This window comes from Geobacillus sp. C56-T2 (assembly GCF_007829715.1).
GTDB classification, from domain to species: Bacteria; Bacillota; Bacilli; order Bacillales; family Anoxybacillaceae; genus Geobacillus; species Geobacillus icigianus.
On the sequence record NZ_VJWB01000001.1, the window covers coordinates 3263767 to 3278677 of the forward strand.

At 40.9% G+C, this 14911-nt stretch carries 11 protein-coding genes and 2 pseudogenes; 2 read left to right on the forward strand and 11 right to left on the reverse strand.

Going from position 1 to position 14911, the window contains the following annotated elements; translation table 11 throughout:
- Window positions 1-70 precede the first annotated feature (70 nt).
- From GC56T2_RS16215 to GC56T2_RS16265, 11 genes and pseudogenes are all read right to left on the reverse strand, one after another.
- Window positions 71-1462, reverse strand: coding sequence for a sugar phosphate nucleotidyltransferase (locus tag GC56T2_RS16215; RefSeq protein ID WP_144976630.1), 1392 nt, complete (start codon window positions 1460-1462; stop codon window positions 71-73).
- 10 nt (window positions 1463-1472) lie between these two features.
- Complete coding sequence (locus tag GC56T2_RS16220; protein ID WP_144976631.1) at window positions 1473-2606, reverse strand: glycosyltransferase family 4 protein; 1134 nt, start codon at window positions 2604-2606, stop codon at window positions 1473-1475.
- The gene (locus tag GC56T2_RS16225; RefSeq protein WP_144976633.1) at window positions 2603-3691 is read right to left on the reverse strand and encodes a glycosyltransferase family 4 protein; all 1089 of its coding nucleotides are present in this window, start codon (window positions 3689-3691) and stop codon (window positions 2603-2605) included. Before GC56T2_RS16225 ends, GC56T2_RS16220 begins: the two co-directional genes overlap by 4 nt.
- A 14-nt stretch (window positions 3692-3705) precedes the next feature.
- The gene (locus tag GC56T2_RS16230) at window positions 3706-4812 is read right to left on the reverse strand and encodes a hypothetical protein (RefSeq protein ID WP_144976639.1); all 1107 of its coding nucleotides are present in this window, start codon (window positions 4810-4812) and stop codon (window positions 3706-3708) included.
- A 41-nt stretch (window positions 4813-4853) separates the two neighbouring features.
- A pseudogene (locus tag GC56T2_RS16235) lies at window positions 4854-6115 on the reverse strand (transposase).
- Between the two features lie 1091 nt (window positions 6116-7206).
- Window positions 7207-8400, reverse strand: coding sequence for an ISL3 family transposase (locus tag GC56T2_RS16240; RefSeq protein WP_144976641.1), 1194 nt, complete (start codon window positions 8398-8400; stop codon window positions 7207-7209).
- 243 nt (window positions 8401-8643) lie between these two features.
- The gene (locus GC56T2_RS16245; protein WP_144976643.1) at window positions 8644-9603 is read right to left on the reverse strand and encodes a glycosyltransferase family 2 protein; all 960 of its coding nucleotides are present in this window, start codon (window positions 9601-9603) and stop codon (window positions 8644-8646) included.
- Between the two features lie 21 nt (window positions 9604-9624).
- Entirely contained in the window at window positions 9625-10776 is a 1152-nt protein-coding gene (glf, locus tag GC56T2_RS16250) for a UDP-galactopyranose mutase (RefSeq protein WP_144976646.1), read from the reverse strand.
- Window positions 10769-12028 (reverse strand): flippase, encoded by a 1260-nt coding sequence (locus tag GC56T2_RS16255; protein ID WP_144976648.1) that lies wholly within the window; start codon window positions 12026-12028, stop codon window positions 10769-10771. Before GC56T2_RS16255 ends, glf begins: the two co-directional genes overlap by 8 nt.
- A 22-nt stretch (window positions 12029-12050) precedes the next feature.
- Window positions 12051-12191 (reverse strand): hypothetical protein, encoded by a 141-nt coding sequence (locus GC56T2_RS18405; protein ID WP_370454553.1) that lies wholly within the window; start codon window positions 12189-12191, stop codon window positions 12051-12053.
- Between the two features lie 173 nt (window positions 12192-12364).
- Window positions 12365-12520: pseudogene (locus tag GC56T2_RS16265) on the reverse strand (sugar transferase); the annotation flags it as partial.
- A 136-nt stretch (window positions 12521-12656) separates the two neighbouring features.
- Here GC56T2_RS16265 and istA point away from each other — a divergent pair.
- Window positions 12657-14162, forward strand: coding sequence for an IS21 family transposase (gene istA, locus GC56T2_RS16270; protein WP_144976650.1), 1506 nt, complete (start codon window positions 12657-12659; stop codon window positions 14160-14162).
- Window positions 14159-14911: an IS21-like element helper ATPase IstB gene (istB, locus tag GC56T2_RS16275; RefSeq protein ID WP_033019214.1), complete on the forward strand. Its 753-nt coding sequence runs from the start codon at window positions 14159-14161 to the stop codon at window positions 14909-14911. The genes istA and istB overlap by 4 nt, the downstream gene beginning before the upstream one ends.

A 14911-nucleotide genomic window follows, 5' to 3' on the forward strand; every position in this document is an offset into this window, starting at 1 on the left:
TTTTTTCTCCTAGCGACAGTAATAAAAGAAAAGAACTGTTAGAAGGAAAATCTTCTAGTAGCTAAAGAAATTATTTACTGGTAGATAAACAATTGGTAGATAAACAATTCTCTTCTACCTCTTCCCACGTCATATAAATACGAACAATATCTTCCTCAATTAATTGGGTTCCTGTTTGTACTTCGATAAATTCTAAATCCGTAATCGCTTTAATTCCATGTTTCGCACCAACAGGAATTTCAAGCACATCGCCTGGCTTTACGCGGCGAATTTCACCATTAAAGGCAAATTCCCCTTCACCTTTAATGATGGTCCACACTTCGCTGCGATGATAATGCATTTGATAGCTTAAGTTTTTCCCTGTGGTAACGCCGATTCGTTTTGTTAATACTTCTCGCCCATCTTCAAACTTTGTATAATCTAATACCCGATACCAACCCCAGCGGCGTTCTTCGTACATTGGGCGCTGGTCAAAACCATTTACTAACTCTTTGATTTTTGGGCTCTTCGCTTTGTCGGCAACTAAAATCCCATCTGGGCTCACCGCAACAACCGCGTTGGATATTCCTAATACTGTCACAGGAATATCTAGCTCGTTAATGAGGTGGGTATTCTCACAATCAGCGCTAATAACACCCTTGCCGATTTGGTTTGTTGCCATTTCCTCTGTTAACGTATTCCATGTGCCAAGGTCTTTCCAATACCCGTCATACGGCAACACGACAATATGTTCTGTCTTTTCCACGACCTCATAGTCAAAGCTAATTTTCGGCAACCGATCATACTGCTTGACTAACTCATCATACTGAACCGGAAATCCCTTTTCCTGCAGCAAGGAAATAAGATAATCAAGTTTAAACGCAAACACACCGCAGTTCCAAAGTGCCCCTTGTTTTATGAGTGCTGCTGCTTTGTCTTCAGTTGGTTTCTCCGTAAAATGGCTGACTCGTAAATAATCGCCATCGCTCGATTGAGAAGTTGGAACAATGTAACCGTACTTCGACGACGGATACGTTGGCTCCACGCCGATTAACGCCAAATCGGCACCGCTGACCAACACCGTTTCCTCTAAATCCTTCACTCGATCAAAAAAGCGATCCTCGACATAAGGATCAACAGGCAAAACGGCAACGACTTCGTTTAAATCAATTCCTTCTACGCTATATAAATAAGCCGATGCAAGCGCAATCGCCGGAAACGTATCACGCCGCATCGGTTCAATGATGATTGGAACACTTTGTCCCAATTGGCTTTGGATCATATCGACTTGGGATTTGCTTGTCGCAATGACGGCAGAATCCGCCAAGCCGACATTTCCTAACTGACTCCATACACGTTGGACCATGGATTGCAACTGACTATTTTGATTTTCCAACACTTTCAAAAATTGCTTAGAGCGCGCATCGTTCGATAACGGCCAAAGGCGTTTGCCGGAGCCTCCGGAGAGTAATACAAGCTTCATCGGGAACCTCCTAATTTTTTATCTGCATATTTTCAAGTTTGCTATTTACATAGTCTTCAAACTCTTTTCTAAATCTTTCTGGTGAAAAACGCAATGCGTTTTCACGACAATCTTGATACTGAATGTCCCCTGAAATCTTCTCGAACAACTCAATCGAATGTACTAACGATGACACATTCTGTTCCTCAAAAAATAAACCCGTCGGCTTCTCAACTTGTCCGTATCCCCGAACCGTTTCTAACGCCCCGCCTTTGCCATAAGCGATTACCGGGGTTCCGCAAGCCTGCGCCTCAACAGGCGTAATCCCGAAATCCTCCTCTGCGGCAAAAACAAACGCTTTGGCCCGTTGCATATAGTCCCGTAACACCTCAAAAGGTTGGTATCCAAGCAACTCAACATTAGGACCAGCTTTTGCCTTAACTTTTTGAAAATCAGGACCATCACCGATGACAACAAGCTTTTTATCCGGCATTTGTGAGAAGGCTTCGACAATTAAATCGATCTTCTTATACGGCACCATCCGGGACGCTGTAAGGTAAAACTCTTCTTTTCGATCATGAAAAGAAAAAGCAGACACATCTACTGGCGGATAGATGACATCCGCTTCCCTTCGATACACTTTCCAAATTCTCCGAGCGATAAACTTTGAGTTCGCAACAAAATAATCCACACCGTTTGCCGTGCGGTAATCCCAATTTCTTATGTAATGAAGGATGGCCTTCGCCATCCAACCTTTTATTCCCCGTTCCAGCCCGGCTTCTCTCAAATACTGATGTTGCAAATCCCAAGCATAACGAATGGGCGAATGGACATAAGAAATATGCAGCTGGTCAGGACCTGTAATAATGCCCTTCGCAACTGCATGGGAACTTGAGATGACGACATCGTACTTGGATACATCCAGTTGCTCAATAGCCAGCGGCATAAAAGGAAGATAGCTCCGATACTTTTTCCGGGCAAATGGAAACTTTTGGATAAAAGAGGTCGTCACCTGTTTATTTAAAATAAACCCTCTCTGCCCTTCATCTATAAAGTCTACGAGACTAAACAAATCGGCATCCGGGTAAATCTTCAACAATTGCTCCAATACTTTCTCAGCGCCTGCATAGGTGACTAGCCAGTCGTGGATAATGGCGACTTTCAATTTGCTAGCACCTCCTCAATTACTTTGAGCGTTTCCTGCGCACATTTCTCCCACGAGAACATCTTGGCTCTTTCTAATCCTTTTCTACGTAATTCCTCTCTTAATTGATCATCAAACAATAGTAGCTTGATTTTTTCAGCAATATCCTCTGGGCTATAAGGATCAACATACAATGCAGCATCCCCACAAACTTCAGGCAAAGAAGCTGCGTTTGAAACAATAACTGGACAGCCGCAAGCCATGGCTTCTAAAGGGGGGAGGCCGAAACCTTCATAAAATGAAGGATAGATAAACCCCATGGCTCCTTCGTAAAGAGCTTTTAACTCCTCATCAGTCACATAGCCAATGTATTTCACGTTATTTGGTAATGAACTGTTAGAAGAACTAAAGACTTTAGGATTTGTTCCCCCTGCAATAATAATATTTGTCCCAACATCACCTAAGCACTCAATCGCCTTCACTATGCCTTGAAAGTTTTTGTTTGGATTCAAACTACTCACTGCCAAAATGTACTGTTTAGGACTTATATCGTGCTTTCGAAAAACATCTACATCTGCATCTATTTGTTGAATATGTTGCCATCCTTCAGAAACAACACTAATCTTATTTTGCTTTATACGACAATAGTGAGCCAGCTCCCTTTTCGAGAATTCCGAAACAGTTATAATCCTACGGGCAACAATGGATAAAACCCGAAAAAGAAATTTATACCAATAAACAAACATTTTAGTGAATCCTTCAGGTTTTGAATAAACAGCTGCATCGTGAATTGTGACGATTTGCTTACCTTTTAACAGAGGGCCTGTGTTGCACAGATTAACTAATAATCCTCCTCTAGAATAAAAAGGGAGCTCAAGTTGCTCCCATAAATGCCCTTTCAACTTACCAACAGTAATTACCTTGATATTATCCAATGTTATGTCGTTTATTATATTCCTTGGTGCGATAACAACAAACTCAAACTTTAAACCAGTATCATCTACCTCAATTAATTTATCTAATGCTTTTACAAACTCCAATGCAAATCTTTGAACACCGGTAATTCTTTGTGTAAGAAATCGACCGTTAATAAAAACTTTTTTCATAACGTTTACCCTCATCAGCTGTCTAGCTTATTTCTACTAAAAACCTTTTCTAACAATATGGAAACCTCATTCCTACTAAAAATCTTTTCTAACAATATAGAAACATAATAATAAAACCATATGGTTAAGACTATTTGGATGATAAAAGTTTTAGTAACAAACACATATCCCCAATTATAGTTAAACCAGATTAAAATTATTAGTGAACTGAAATATAAATATAAATATACTGGATTCTCTTTTTTCTGGTTCAAATTAAAAACATATCCTATTAACAGACACAAAAGAAAGTAGAACAAGATAACTGAATATATAGAATTAGTCAGAAAGTATTCTATAAAAGAAGAACCGCCCACCGTATGAAAATCAGTTTTAAATGACTGAGTATTAGAGAACAATAAATTTTCTTTATTTGGATACATAAATCTTGGAATACAAAAAACAACAGCATTAAACAAAAGCCTAAAAAAGTCTATGATAGAAAAGTTTAGCTGAGTTAAAACCTCATAATTGTGGTAAATAAAGGCATTTGGAACCAAATAGGCAAAGCCAAACTGATGAACGATAGTTTTTTCAATAGACTTTAGATCAATAACAAACCCTAATCCATCTCTAACATTTTGTATTAAAGCTAGAGCTACTAAGAAAAATACAATCAATGAACAAATTTTTAACATTCGCTTTAAAAAGGATTTATCATCAAATTTAAATAGACGCTCTAAAGAGACTTTATTATCAATTAAATACAATAATAATAAAAAGCCAAAAGGAAAAACGAGGAATTTTCTTGCTCCACCTAGTAAAGAGAGACTCACTAGAAAAATTAACAAAAAACTGAGCAAGGCTATCTTTCGTTCCTTATAAAAATACTTTATCAAAGGTAAAGAAAATATACCTAACATTAGCTCTCCTTGAGATTTGAACGATTGAGCAACAACATCCCCTCCTACAGTAGCCCCAATTGAGTAAGACCTATACACATCTAAACCGCCAACTAATAATATCGATATTATAATAAAGAAAAGGCCGATTATCAAAAAAAGTATTGAAGTAAACGCCAGATTCGCATCCTTCCTTTGATGATCCGTATTATTTATAAACTGTAGATGAGCATTTTTCATTACAGTAATTTCCATTCCCTAAGAGACAAACAGGGGACCCCTTAGGCGACATGGAGCTGTTTTTTGATCACATCAATGGGAATATCTTGCTTTGCGGCGTCATAGATGAACTCGACGACGCTGTGCCCTTTCCGAGACCGAAGAAGCTCCAGGCCGGAAGAGAGGTCTTGTTGAGATTCCGCGATGCTGTATACACAGGCGAACAGCACCACGACCCAATACCGTTTCACCGCCCGAACGTGGCGAACACGGTACCCATCGAGCTTCAGCTGGTCTTTTGCCTGCCGGAAAACGCATTCGATCGTCCAGCGCTGGGCATCGTAACGCAAGATGTCTTCGTCACTCAGCTCCCGGTCGGTGCTCAAGACGACATGGAGATGATCCGGCGTCATCGGTTGATCCGCCTTCCAAGCCAGCAGCACCACCGCGTCATCAAGACCGTTGAGCGCGCCTTCGTAGCGGTAGACACGATAGCGCTCGCTCCCCACCGTGACGAGGCGGGTGTCGTTGGGCTCGATATAGCGGGCAAACTCCTTCGCTTGAATGGCGATGCCTTTCGGGTAAAGAATCCGGTTCGTCTTGAGCATGGCGATGACATGGAATCCTTGTTTCAGGCAGGTTTCGATGAGCGGTTGGGACGGATACCACGAATCCATAAGCACATACACCGGCTGAGCCCGCTTCCCCTTGAGCGAGGAAAGCATCTCGATCGCTAGGTCGATTTTGCTTCTTCCCGATGTCTTGTCATACAGACGAAAGGCGAACGGAAAAGTTCCATGGGCAGCGCGATCTGCCCTCCACCCGGGGATGAAAATCCCGCGCCAGTTCGGCATTTTCACAGAAACGCTTGCGTGAAGGTGTGCACCATCAGCCAAACAAGCGAATGCCCCCAGACCCATTGATGATCGCTGTGAGAGAAATGCCAGTCACACCCTTGAATGGCGTGGGCGGCCCGTGACGAAGGCTTTGTTTTTTGGCAAATGGTATCATCAATCGAAAGGAACAGGGGTTGATTCGTCCGTTTGGCCAGGCGTTCGATCTGGCGAAGGATCCATTCTTGAAGCTTCTCAAGCAGGTTTTCCTCGTTCCAAGGGCTTTTCGTGAAAAAATGGCTGAGCGTGGTTCGATGATTCGGGTGAAAACTCCAGTACCGGACATCCGTCAATGTCCCCGAAAATCCCTTGGTCGTCAAGGCGTCGACAAGATGAACGAGATGCTTGATGACCGGCTTCGAGAAATAAAGCGCCAATCCCAGCGTCATGAAAAACTTGTGGATTCCTTGATGGTTTGCTAATCTATTCATGAGACATGAACCTCCTTGTGTGAATGGGTTTGAGCACATCTATTTTACTCAAGGGGCTGGGTTCATGTCTCCTTTTTTGTTTAGTTGTCAATTTATGTTAGCGAATTTGCTCATCTACAGTATAAAGTAAAAGTTGACCTTGTTCTTTTGAAAAAGGAAACGTACTAACAAAATAATAATATTAAAGCAAATATACATGTTTAGCATGTAACTATTCGTAGAGTCACTAAAAAGGGAGGGGAAGATATTTCCAAACACTTCAATGTTGTAATCAAATATACCAAACAATGTAAGCGGAAACAATATATATAAAGTATTAATTATGATCATAAATTTAAAAGGGGAAAATATCGAATCCTTTCTGAATAAAAAAATATTTAATATAGTAATAGCCAATGAAATAGAATATTTAGTATAAAACATAACAACACCCTTCCTCTGACCATTTTTAGAGACCACGCTCCTTGCATCAACTTCTGATTGAACCCCGAATAAATCAAAAAATCGTCCAAGCACTCCCTACGTGCGGTAAAGGAGCCTCATCATCACATTATTCATCCGGTCACCACAGGTCAAGGATGCGGGGCTTCTTTGCGTGATGTTTAGCCTTTAAACATCAACATTCGCCAAGCATTCTCCCCCTTCCCGTTCAGAGCAGAGTTAACGAAACCAGTAAAAAAATTGAGCTCCGCTCTTATTTGCTACTGTACCCAACAAGTAAAGTTTGTGGGAACAGTGATATTCTTCAAGACATTCAACAATTGGCCAATTCATTCATGAACGTCTGGAAGAAGCGTTGCGGTAATTAGAGTATACAGCGTAATCGAGAAGTTAATTTTCAATTATTTTACGAAGTCTCTCAAAAAAGAGACTCCCAATCAACGTTATCTTTAAATTTAGGGGTCTTCACCATTTTCTGTGATTTCCACTCAATCCTAGAAACATGTTAGCTAGATGAAATAGGTTCATCAGTCAGGATCCTTCTTCCGCATACAGACCACGAAGTTGGTAGAATGGAAACAGTCAAGTGCTTTCCTTGACGGGGGTTCCATTCTACCAACGATCATACGGAGAGCGGAAGAAGGGAGTGCTTAGGCAGCCTGACTACCTGTAGTAGTGTTCCCTGTACACTCCAGAAATACACGTAAACGAAACCGTTCTCGATTTCGATAGCCATATGCCAGGCGTTTGATGTTTTTGATCTTGTGATTCGTTCCCTCGATTCGGGCATTGGTATAGGGGTACAAAAAGTAGGAAAGAATAGGCTCTCTCCACCTCTCAAGCGTGTTGGCTGCTTCCTGAAAAGAAGCAAAAGGGCTCTGTTTGGCTAACTGAATCCATTCTTCCAAGCGTTCCTTTGCTTCATTATATCCATCGGTTCGGTAAAAATCCCGAAACAACTCTTTCAGATCATAGGCAATGGAAAGTGCCGGATACTCCTCCAAGATATCGTCTAATCGAAGCCGTTGGTCCTGACGAAGCTTTTCACAGCCTTTTAAGAGAAGAGATCGAGCCTTTTTCAATGGAGAACATTCCTTTCTTGCTTGATCCAAGGCTTGTGTCACTTTTTGAACCACATGGTACTTATCGATGACAATCGAAGCAGATGGAAACAGGGCGCGAACCGCCTTATGATAAGGTTCCCACATGTCAAGAATCACCGTTTGAACCCTTTCTTTCGACAGGACCTTTTGGCTCAACAAGTGGATAGCGGAGTCACATTGGCGATCGGCATGCATTCCCATGACGGATCCAGCTTTGGCATCCATCAATATGGTTTCATACTGATGTCCCTTTTTTACAGCGATTTCATCTAAGCTAAGCACCATCTCTTCTTGAGAAGATGTTTCTATCGCTGTCTGACGCTCTTTTGCTTTTTTCGATGCGATGGAGTAATAGATGCGTTCCAATGTCGTATATGGGATACGGTGCTTTCGGCTCACCTCTTGAATGGTGGAACCTTCACAAAGTTCATACAAGTACTCACAAAATCGGTTGGTGTAGTGCTGATTGGGTGGAACCGATTCCAAAGAGGCGGAAAACACTTGAGAGCAATTCCAGCACCGATAGCGCTTTATTTTTACGAACAAGTACACCGGTTGATGGAAAATCGCCAAATCCCGTACTTTTCTTGTCCGTCTGTCGTGGACAGAGGAAGTGGCAAACCCACAATGAGGGCAACGTTCCTGTGTCTCTGTTTTCTCTACATGAATCGCATAACCATAGGAATGAAGTTCTTGTTTAATCACTTTACATTCTGGCAATCCTAGTGGTATAGAAAGCACTTACGAGACCTCCTTAATGTTGATTTCACCGCTAACATTATTGCCAGGATCTCGTCAGTGCTTTCTCTTTTTTGTGGCTCTTCACCACAAAATGTACTTGACAAAAAACGTTTTTCATGATAAGAACGTCAAAAAGATTGATTACCATTTTTTGTTATTTTTGTTCAACCGGGAGGGATAATATCATGTTTGTTCCTAAAAGTCAAGTACATCTTTCGGTGATGAACCTTTTTTGTCACTAAATCACAAAATTTGGTGATGAACCTTAAGATTACTTAAGTATTCATTGGGAATAATAAAGATTCCAGGTATCGCTCTATAAGAATAATACAATGTACGCATTAAATATTTAAGTCCTAAAAGTCGATTATATTTCCATTCATTTTTTAACATAATCTTGATCAAACATTTAATAAATCGCATCATTAATCTTAAATTCCCAGCAATCAGAAGCCCCTTCTTTAATTCCGAATTGATCCACAGGCTTCTGTTTCTTAGCTCATAACAAGTCTTCCAAAAGTCTTTTACCAAGTCATTTGTATTTGTACCATCCTTATGATAGATGAATGCATCAGTAATCAAGTATGCGCTCATTTTCTGTGTTATTCTATATGTGTATTCTGTATCATCTAGCCGAATAAAGAAGTCGTTTCTAGGAAACCCTACTGCTTTTATTGCTTTTGCAGAAATTAATGGTCCTACAAACGCGTTCGCATCTATTTGTATTACTTTTTGATTATTTATCTCTTCCACAGATATAGGTATATCCTTAGTAAGTGTCTTATTAAGTTTTTTATGATGATAATTTTGGATATTTCTGGAATATTTATTAATAATCACAGGAGCAACAAAACCTACATTCCCAGTTGAAACAACAAAATCCATTAACCTATGAAGACAGTTAATATCCGGTTCAGCATCATCATCCATTATCCAAATCCAATCATATCCTTGTTCATAAGCTTCTTTTACGCCTCTATGAAATCCTCCAGCCCCACCGATGTTTTCATTTAAATGTAACGCTTGAACTTTTTTATTTTCCTTCACAAGACCATCTAAATATTCTTTAGTCCCATCTGTACTATTATTATTTATAATTAATATACGATCTAAGCTGTATGTTTGGTTTAGTAAAGCATCAATGCATTCTTTCAGCATTTCTAATCGATTGTAAGTCACAATTACTGCACATACTTTTCCCACTTTATTTCCTCACCTTTTAGATCATATTTTTATCTTTTCCTCAAATACTCTTAAAGCCTTAGCAACCACCATATCCATATCATAATATTGGTACTCTGCTAAACGACCGATGAAAATTAAATTATCATATTTTCTTGCTTCTTCTTTATACAGTCTGTATAGTTCCAAGTTATTTTCATTCTTAATCGGATAATAAGGAATATTTTCCCCAGGAATATACTCTTGGGAAAACTCTTTTACAGTTGTTGTTTTGTCAGAAGATTGATTTGTTAAATGTTTAAATTCAGTTATTCTTGTAAAATTATAATCATTTGGGTAATTGACAGTCCCTACTTCTTGTACTTTTTCTTGATTGAACTGTTCAAATACAAAATTTAACGAACGATAAGGTAACTGTCCAAATTTATAATCAAAGAAGTAATCAATCGGACCCGTATAAATAATTTTTCCATTAAATTTTTGCCCGAATAAACTTGCTTCACCTGTTTCAAAATTAAATTGTAAAACTTCTTTATAATCAGTGTTCAATAAAATCTTAATATTTTCGTGATCTAGCATTCTTTCAAACAGTTTTGTATACCCTTCTTTCGGCATCCCTTGATAAGGATCTTGAAAGTAGCGATCATCCCGGCTAATATACACAGGCACTCGCCCTGTAACAGAGGGATCCAATTCTTCCGGTGTCACTCCCCATTGCTTTGTTGTATAGCCCAGGAACACCTTTTCATATATATAATCAGCTAAAAATTTCAGATCTGGGTCTTCTACTTCTCGCAATTTTAAGATAGGCACTTTTTTATTATAGCCAAAGTTTTCAATCAGCTTTTTCTCTAAACGTTCTGCTAAACTTTTAGGGAAAACTTGATGAATTGAATTCAAGTTAAATGGAATAGGCACTTTTTTTCCATCAATGACCCCTAGCACTTTATGATGATATAAATGCCACTCCGTAAAGTTTGATAAATAATCCCATACCTTTTTTACCTTTGTATGAAAAATATGTGGGCCGTAGTTATGAATTAAAATGCCCTGGCTGTCATAGGAGTCATATGCGTTTCCGCCAATATGATTGCGTTTTTCAATCATTAATACTTTCTTGTTTAACTGCGTTGCAATCCGTTCCGCCAGCACACTCCCGGCAAATCCTGTTCCAATGATCACATAATCAAACATGTTTACCCTCCAGAAGTTTAATCCCTTTCGAATACAAATAAACGAACATGGCCGAAGTCACAAAAAGTTCCGAAATAACAACTCCAATAGCTGTTCCTACATGCTGCCAAATAGGAACCAAAAAAAAGGCTAAGGAAATATTTAGAGCACTCGCTAACATTAAAATGTTGGAGAAAGCTTTCTTATACCCTAACGTCAGCATTGTCTGAATCCCTAAAATATTGCTCAGTCCTATCACAAAAGGCAAAAAGGACAGAATTTCCAAAACTATGACGGATGGCTTATAATGACCTCCTAATGCGATGTCCACAATGCCGTCCGCAAGCATAAAAATCCCGAAAGATATTATAAGTGTACAACTGCTGATTATAAGTAGAATCTTTCCTATAAATATTAGTCCTTTTTCATAGTTTCCTAATATTAATCGGCTAATATATGGATAAATCGCCTGTGAGACGGGATTGATCATCCCATTTGCAGCATTGATGATTTTCTCGGCACTAGCATAATATCCAACGATCGTATTATTGGTAAATAGACCAAGGATGAACGTATTACTGATAGTATATAGACTAATAGCCACTGTCGAAATGAATAAATGCCATCCTTCTTTTAACTGATGCTTCACATCACTCCAAGTAGGGAGGATGACATGTATACCAAACGTTCCTTTGACCATTGCTAGAGATAGAAGTCCGACTAACATCGTTCCAAGAGAGTTGAGCAAAGGAACCAATAGTATATGATCCTGTTGTTTTACCAATAAAAAAACACCTGACGTAAACAGTGTTTTTGCAATAATATTTAGAACGGTTATGTACCTCATTCTCTCCATTCCTTGGAAAAACCATACAGGAAAGAGAACATTACCAATAACCATTCCGAATGTAAAGATATATACTAATTTATGTTCTTGAAATTTTGGCACTAAGAAGACTAATAAGCACAGTACCGCAAAACCGATTACCGCAAAAAGAGTTTTGATCGCTATCACTGTACTGAAAATTCTTTGAACCTTTTCCCTATCCTCTCTATAAACAGCGATTTGATTTGTAGCAGACAGATTAAATCCATAGTCAACGAAAATGACGAAAAACTGAATAAATGATTGGGCAAATGCAATTAACCCATAGTTGGCTGGCCCTAAGACCCTTACTAAATAAGGCAGTGTAAGTAAAGGAAGTATATAGTTGAGCCCCTGTAAAGTTGCTAAAGAGAGAAAGTTTTCGAGCAATCTTTTTTTATCGGACATATACTCTTTCTCCTAATTTAATTCAATAGGCTCCCTTTCTTAAAAGAACCATAAATACCGTTTTTACAAGAATGATCATATCTAAAATCAATGACTGATTATATACATAAAACAACTCTACATCAACTCTTTCGGGATACCCCAACTCACTTCTCCCGCTCACTTGCCAATACCCTGTGATTCCTGGTTTGACCGATAAGAATTTTTAAACTCCTACTTTCATAACTTTTTAGGTCCTCCTCAATCACTGGTTCCGATTCAATCAAACCCACTTTAGATGCCCTAATCAAGTAGAAGATTTTTTAAATGTTTTATTGTAAAAACTAATGCAACTCGTTAATAGGCGCTATTCGGCCTAATCATTATTTTAACTGTTTTAAATATAATCTTTATGTCATACAACAGCGATCTTTCTCGAATATATTTCAAATCCAACTCCACCATCTCATCAAATCCTAAATCATTTCTCCCGCTTACCTGCCACAACCCTGTTTAGTGCAAAATGAAAGTACAGAGTTCTGCAACAAAAAAGTGCAGAGCTTCATGGCATAAAAAAAGGCTTGCCAGCTCCTAAAATTCCCTCTACTGTTAAGGTTGTGAAGAACAAAACAGTGGAGGTAAAGAAAGGATGCTAGCAATGCCTGAAATTCATCATATCAAACATTTGCGTGAAAAGAAAGGGTTATCGCTTTCCGAAATTGTCCGCAGGACGGGATTTAACTGGAGAACAGTCAAGAAATATGCGGATGGAGACATTTCGGTCAGACAAAAAATAAAGAGAAAACGGGGAATGATGGAGGAAGAAGGATACGGTCAAATCATTGATGACTGGCTGGAGGAGGACGCCAAACTGCCAAGAAAACAACGGCGGACAAGCAAGAAGATGTACGAACAATTAAAGCAGGAACATGGCTTTAAAGGGTCTTATCGAACGGTTTGCGCCTACGTTCAAAAACGAAGACCTCAGCTTAAGCTGGAGAAGGAACAGCGTTACGAGAGGCTGGAACACCCTCCGGGGGAAGCGCAGGTGGATTTCGGCACCATGTCCGTTGTGACGAAGGAGGGAAAAGAGGAAGACCGATCAATTCTGATTTTGAGCTTTCCGTACAGCAACGCCGCGTATGCGTATCCATTGCCGGCGGAAAACAGCGAATGTTTTCTTTACGGGCTCACTCAGCTGTTTCGCCAAGCTGGAGGCGTCCCGAGAAAACTGCGCATCGACAATTTGGCGGCGGCGGTGGTTTCGATCCGAAAAGGAGGCGAACGTCAATATACTGAAGCATTTGAGCGATTCCGGCTTCATTATGGGTTTGACGTACAGGCGTGCAATCCGTATAGCGGACACGAAAAAGGGAATGTCGAACGGAAAGTTTACTATACTCGTCAACACTGCTTTGTCCCTGCTCCGTTGATCAAGGGGGATGAAGAACTGGCGGAGTGGCTGCATCGCAAGATGATCGAAGATCGAGCCCGCCCCCACTATGAAAAAGGGAGAACCATTGAGGAATTATGGCAGGAAGAACAAAAGGAGTTGCTTGTCCTGCCGGAGAGAGATCTCCCGATCTTCTCCTTCCACCACGCCAATGTCAATAAATACGGGGAAGTAACGGTGGATGGGGAGGCGTTTGTGGTTCATGGGATCCCGGTCCCCAACCGTGTCCTTGTCAAAAAGGAATGGGATCGTTTCATGGTTTTGTCCCAAGAAGGGGAGGTGTACCTGGAAGCGCCAAGGCCGTACACGAAAAAGCAACGGGAGCTCCCTTGGAAGGACATTTTGGCGGAATGGGCGCAAAAGCCCCGGGTGGTGGAGTATTCGCGGTTTCGAGTTTACTTACCGGAGGCCATTAGGAAATACTTCATGGAACAACCGAAACAGACGGCATCACGCATTCGAGGGGTGCAGAAGCTGCTGGACCGGTACACCGTCTATGAGATCGCTCAGTGGCTTGACAAGTATCAACGGTGGGATTTGGCGCCCCATGAGATCGGGGTGTTGATGGAGGCGAAGCGTTCGGAGTATCCCGCGAAATGGGAAGAAGCCTATACCCCTTCCGTTTTCGTCGACTATGAAACCGATTTACATGTGTATGATCAACGTCTTTGTCCGTCAAGGGAAGGGGGAAGCCGGGCATGAAGATGGATTTAAAAGAGATTTGTAAAGCCCTGCATTTGGCGTACATCGCGGATCGATTCGAGGAGGTGGCCTACGAGACCAAGGAACAGTTTTTGCGTGATGTGTTGGCGTTGGAGCTGTCGTTCCGTCAGAAAGCAAAACAGGCTCGATTGATCAAGAAGGCGAAGTTCCGGGAGTTGAAATGGCTCAAAGATTACGAATGGTCGGATCAGATTCATTGGCCGACCACGACCTCGAAGGAAGAACTTTGCGACCTTCGCTTTTTGGAGCAAAAACAGAACGTCCTGCTTTTAGGTTCGCCGGGAACAGGAAAAACCCATCTCGCCACCGCATTAGGATTAAAAGCGTGTGAACGGGGCCATGAAGTTCGGTTTTTCCGTGTCGCCGATCTTGTCGCCCAGCTCGAAGAGGCGTTAAAAGACGGCACCCTCGGACGGCTCAAACGGCAAATCGACACATGCGAGCTGTTGATTTTGGACGAACTCGGCTATGTACCTTTCCAAAAGCAGGGATCGGAACTGCTGTTTCACATCATTGCCGATTGTTATGAACGAAAAAGTGTCATCGTGACATCGAATTTAGAGTTTGGACAGTGGAATCGAGTGTTTGGGGACAACCGCCTGACGGCAGCGCTGGTGGATCGTTTGGTCCATCACGCCCACATTCTCGCGTTTACGGGTGAGAGCTACCGCTTGCGGCATGCGCTTTCTGCCGTTCAGTCGCTCCCTTCTCACTCGGTTGAAAGGTAA

Excerpts from the sequence above, each read along its gene's own strand:
- GC56T2_RS16225 (WP_144976633.1), bottom strand. The coding sequence starts at position 3,691 with ATGAAAAAAGTTTTTATTAACGGTCGATTTCTTACACAAAGAATTACC.
- istB (WP_033019214.1), top strand. The coding sequence starts at position 14,159 with ATGAAGATGGATTTAAAAGAGATTTGTAAAGCCCTGCATTTGGCGTAC.
- glf (WP_144976646.1), bottom strand. The coding sequence starts at position 10,776 with ATGTTTGATTATGTGATCATTGGAACAGGATTTGCCGGGAGTGTGCTG.
- GC56T2_RS16215 (WP_144976630.1), bottom strand. The coding sequence starts at position 1,462 with ATGAAGCTTGTATTACTCTCCGGAGGCTCCGGCAAACGCCTTTGGCCG.
- GC56T2_RS16255 (WP_144976648.1), bottom strand. The coding sequence starts at position 12,028 with ATGTCCGATAAAAAAAGATTGCTCGAAAACTTTCTCTCTTTAGCAACT.
- GC56T2_RS16230 (WP_144976639.1), bottom strand. The coding sequence starts at position 4,812 with ATGAAAAATGCTCATCTACAGTTTATAAATAATACGGATCATCAAAGG.
- istA (WP_144976650.1), top strand. The coding sequence starts at position 12,657 with ATGCTAGCAATGCCTGAAATTCATCATATCAAACATTTGCGTGAAAAG.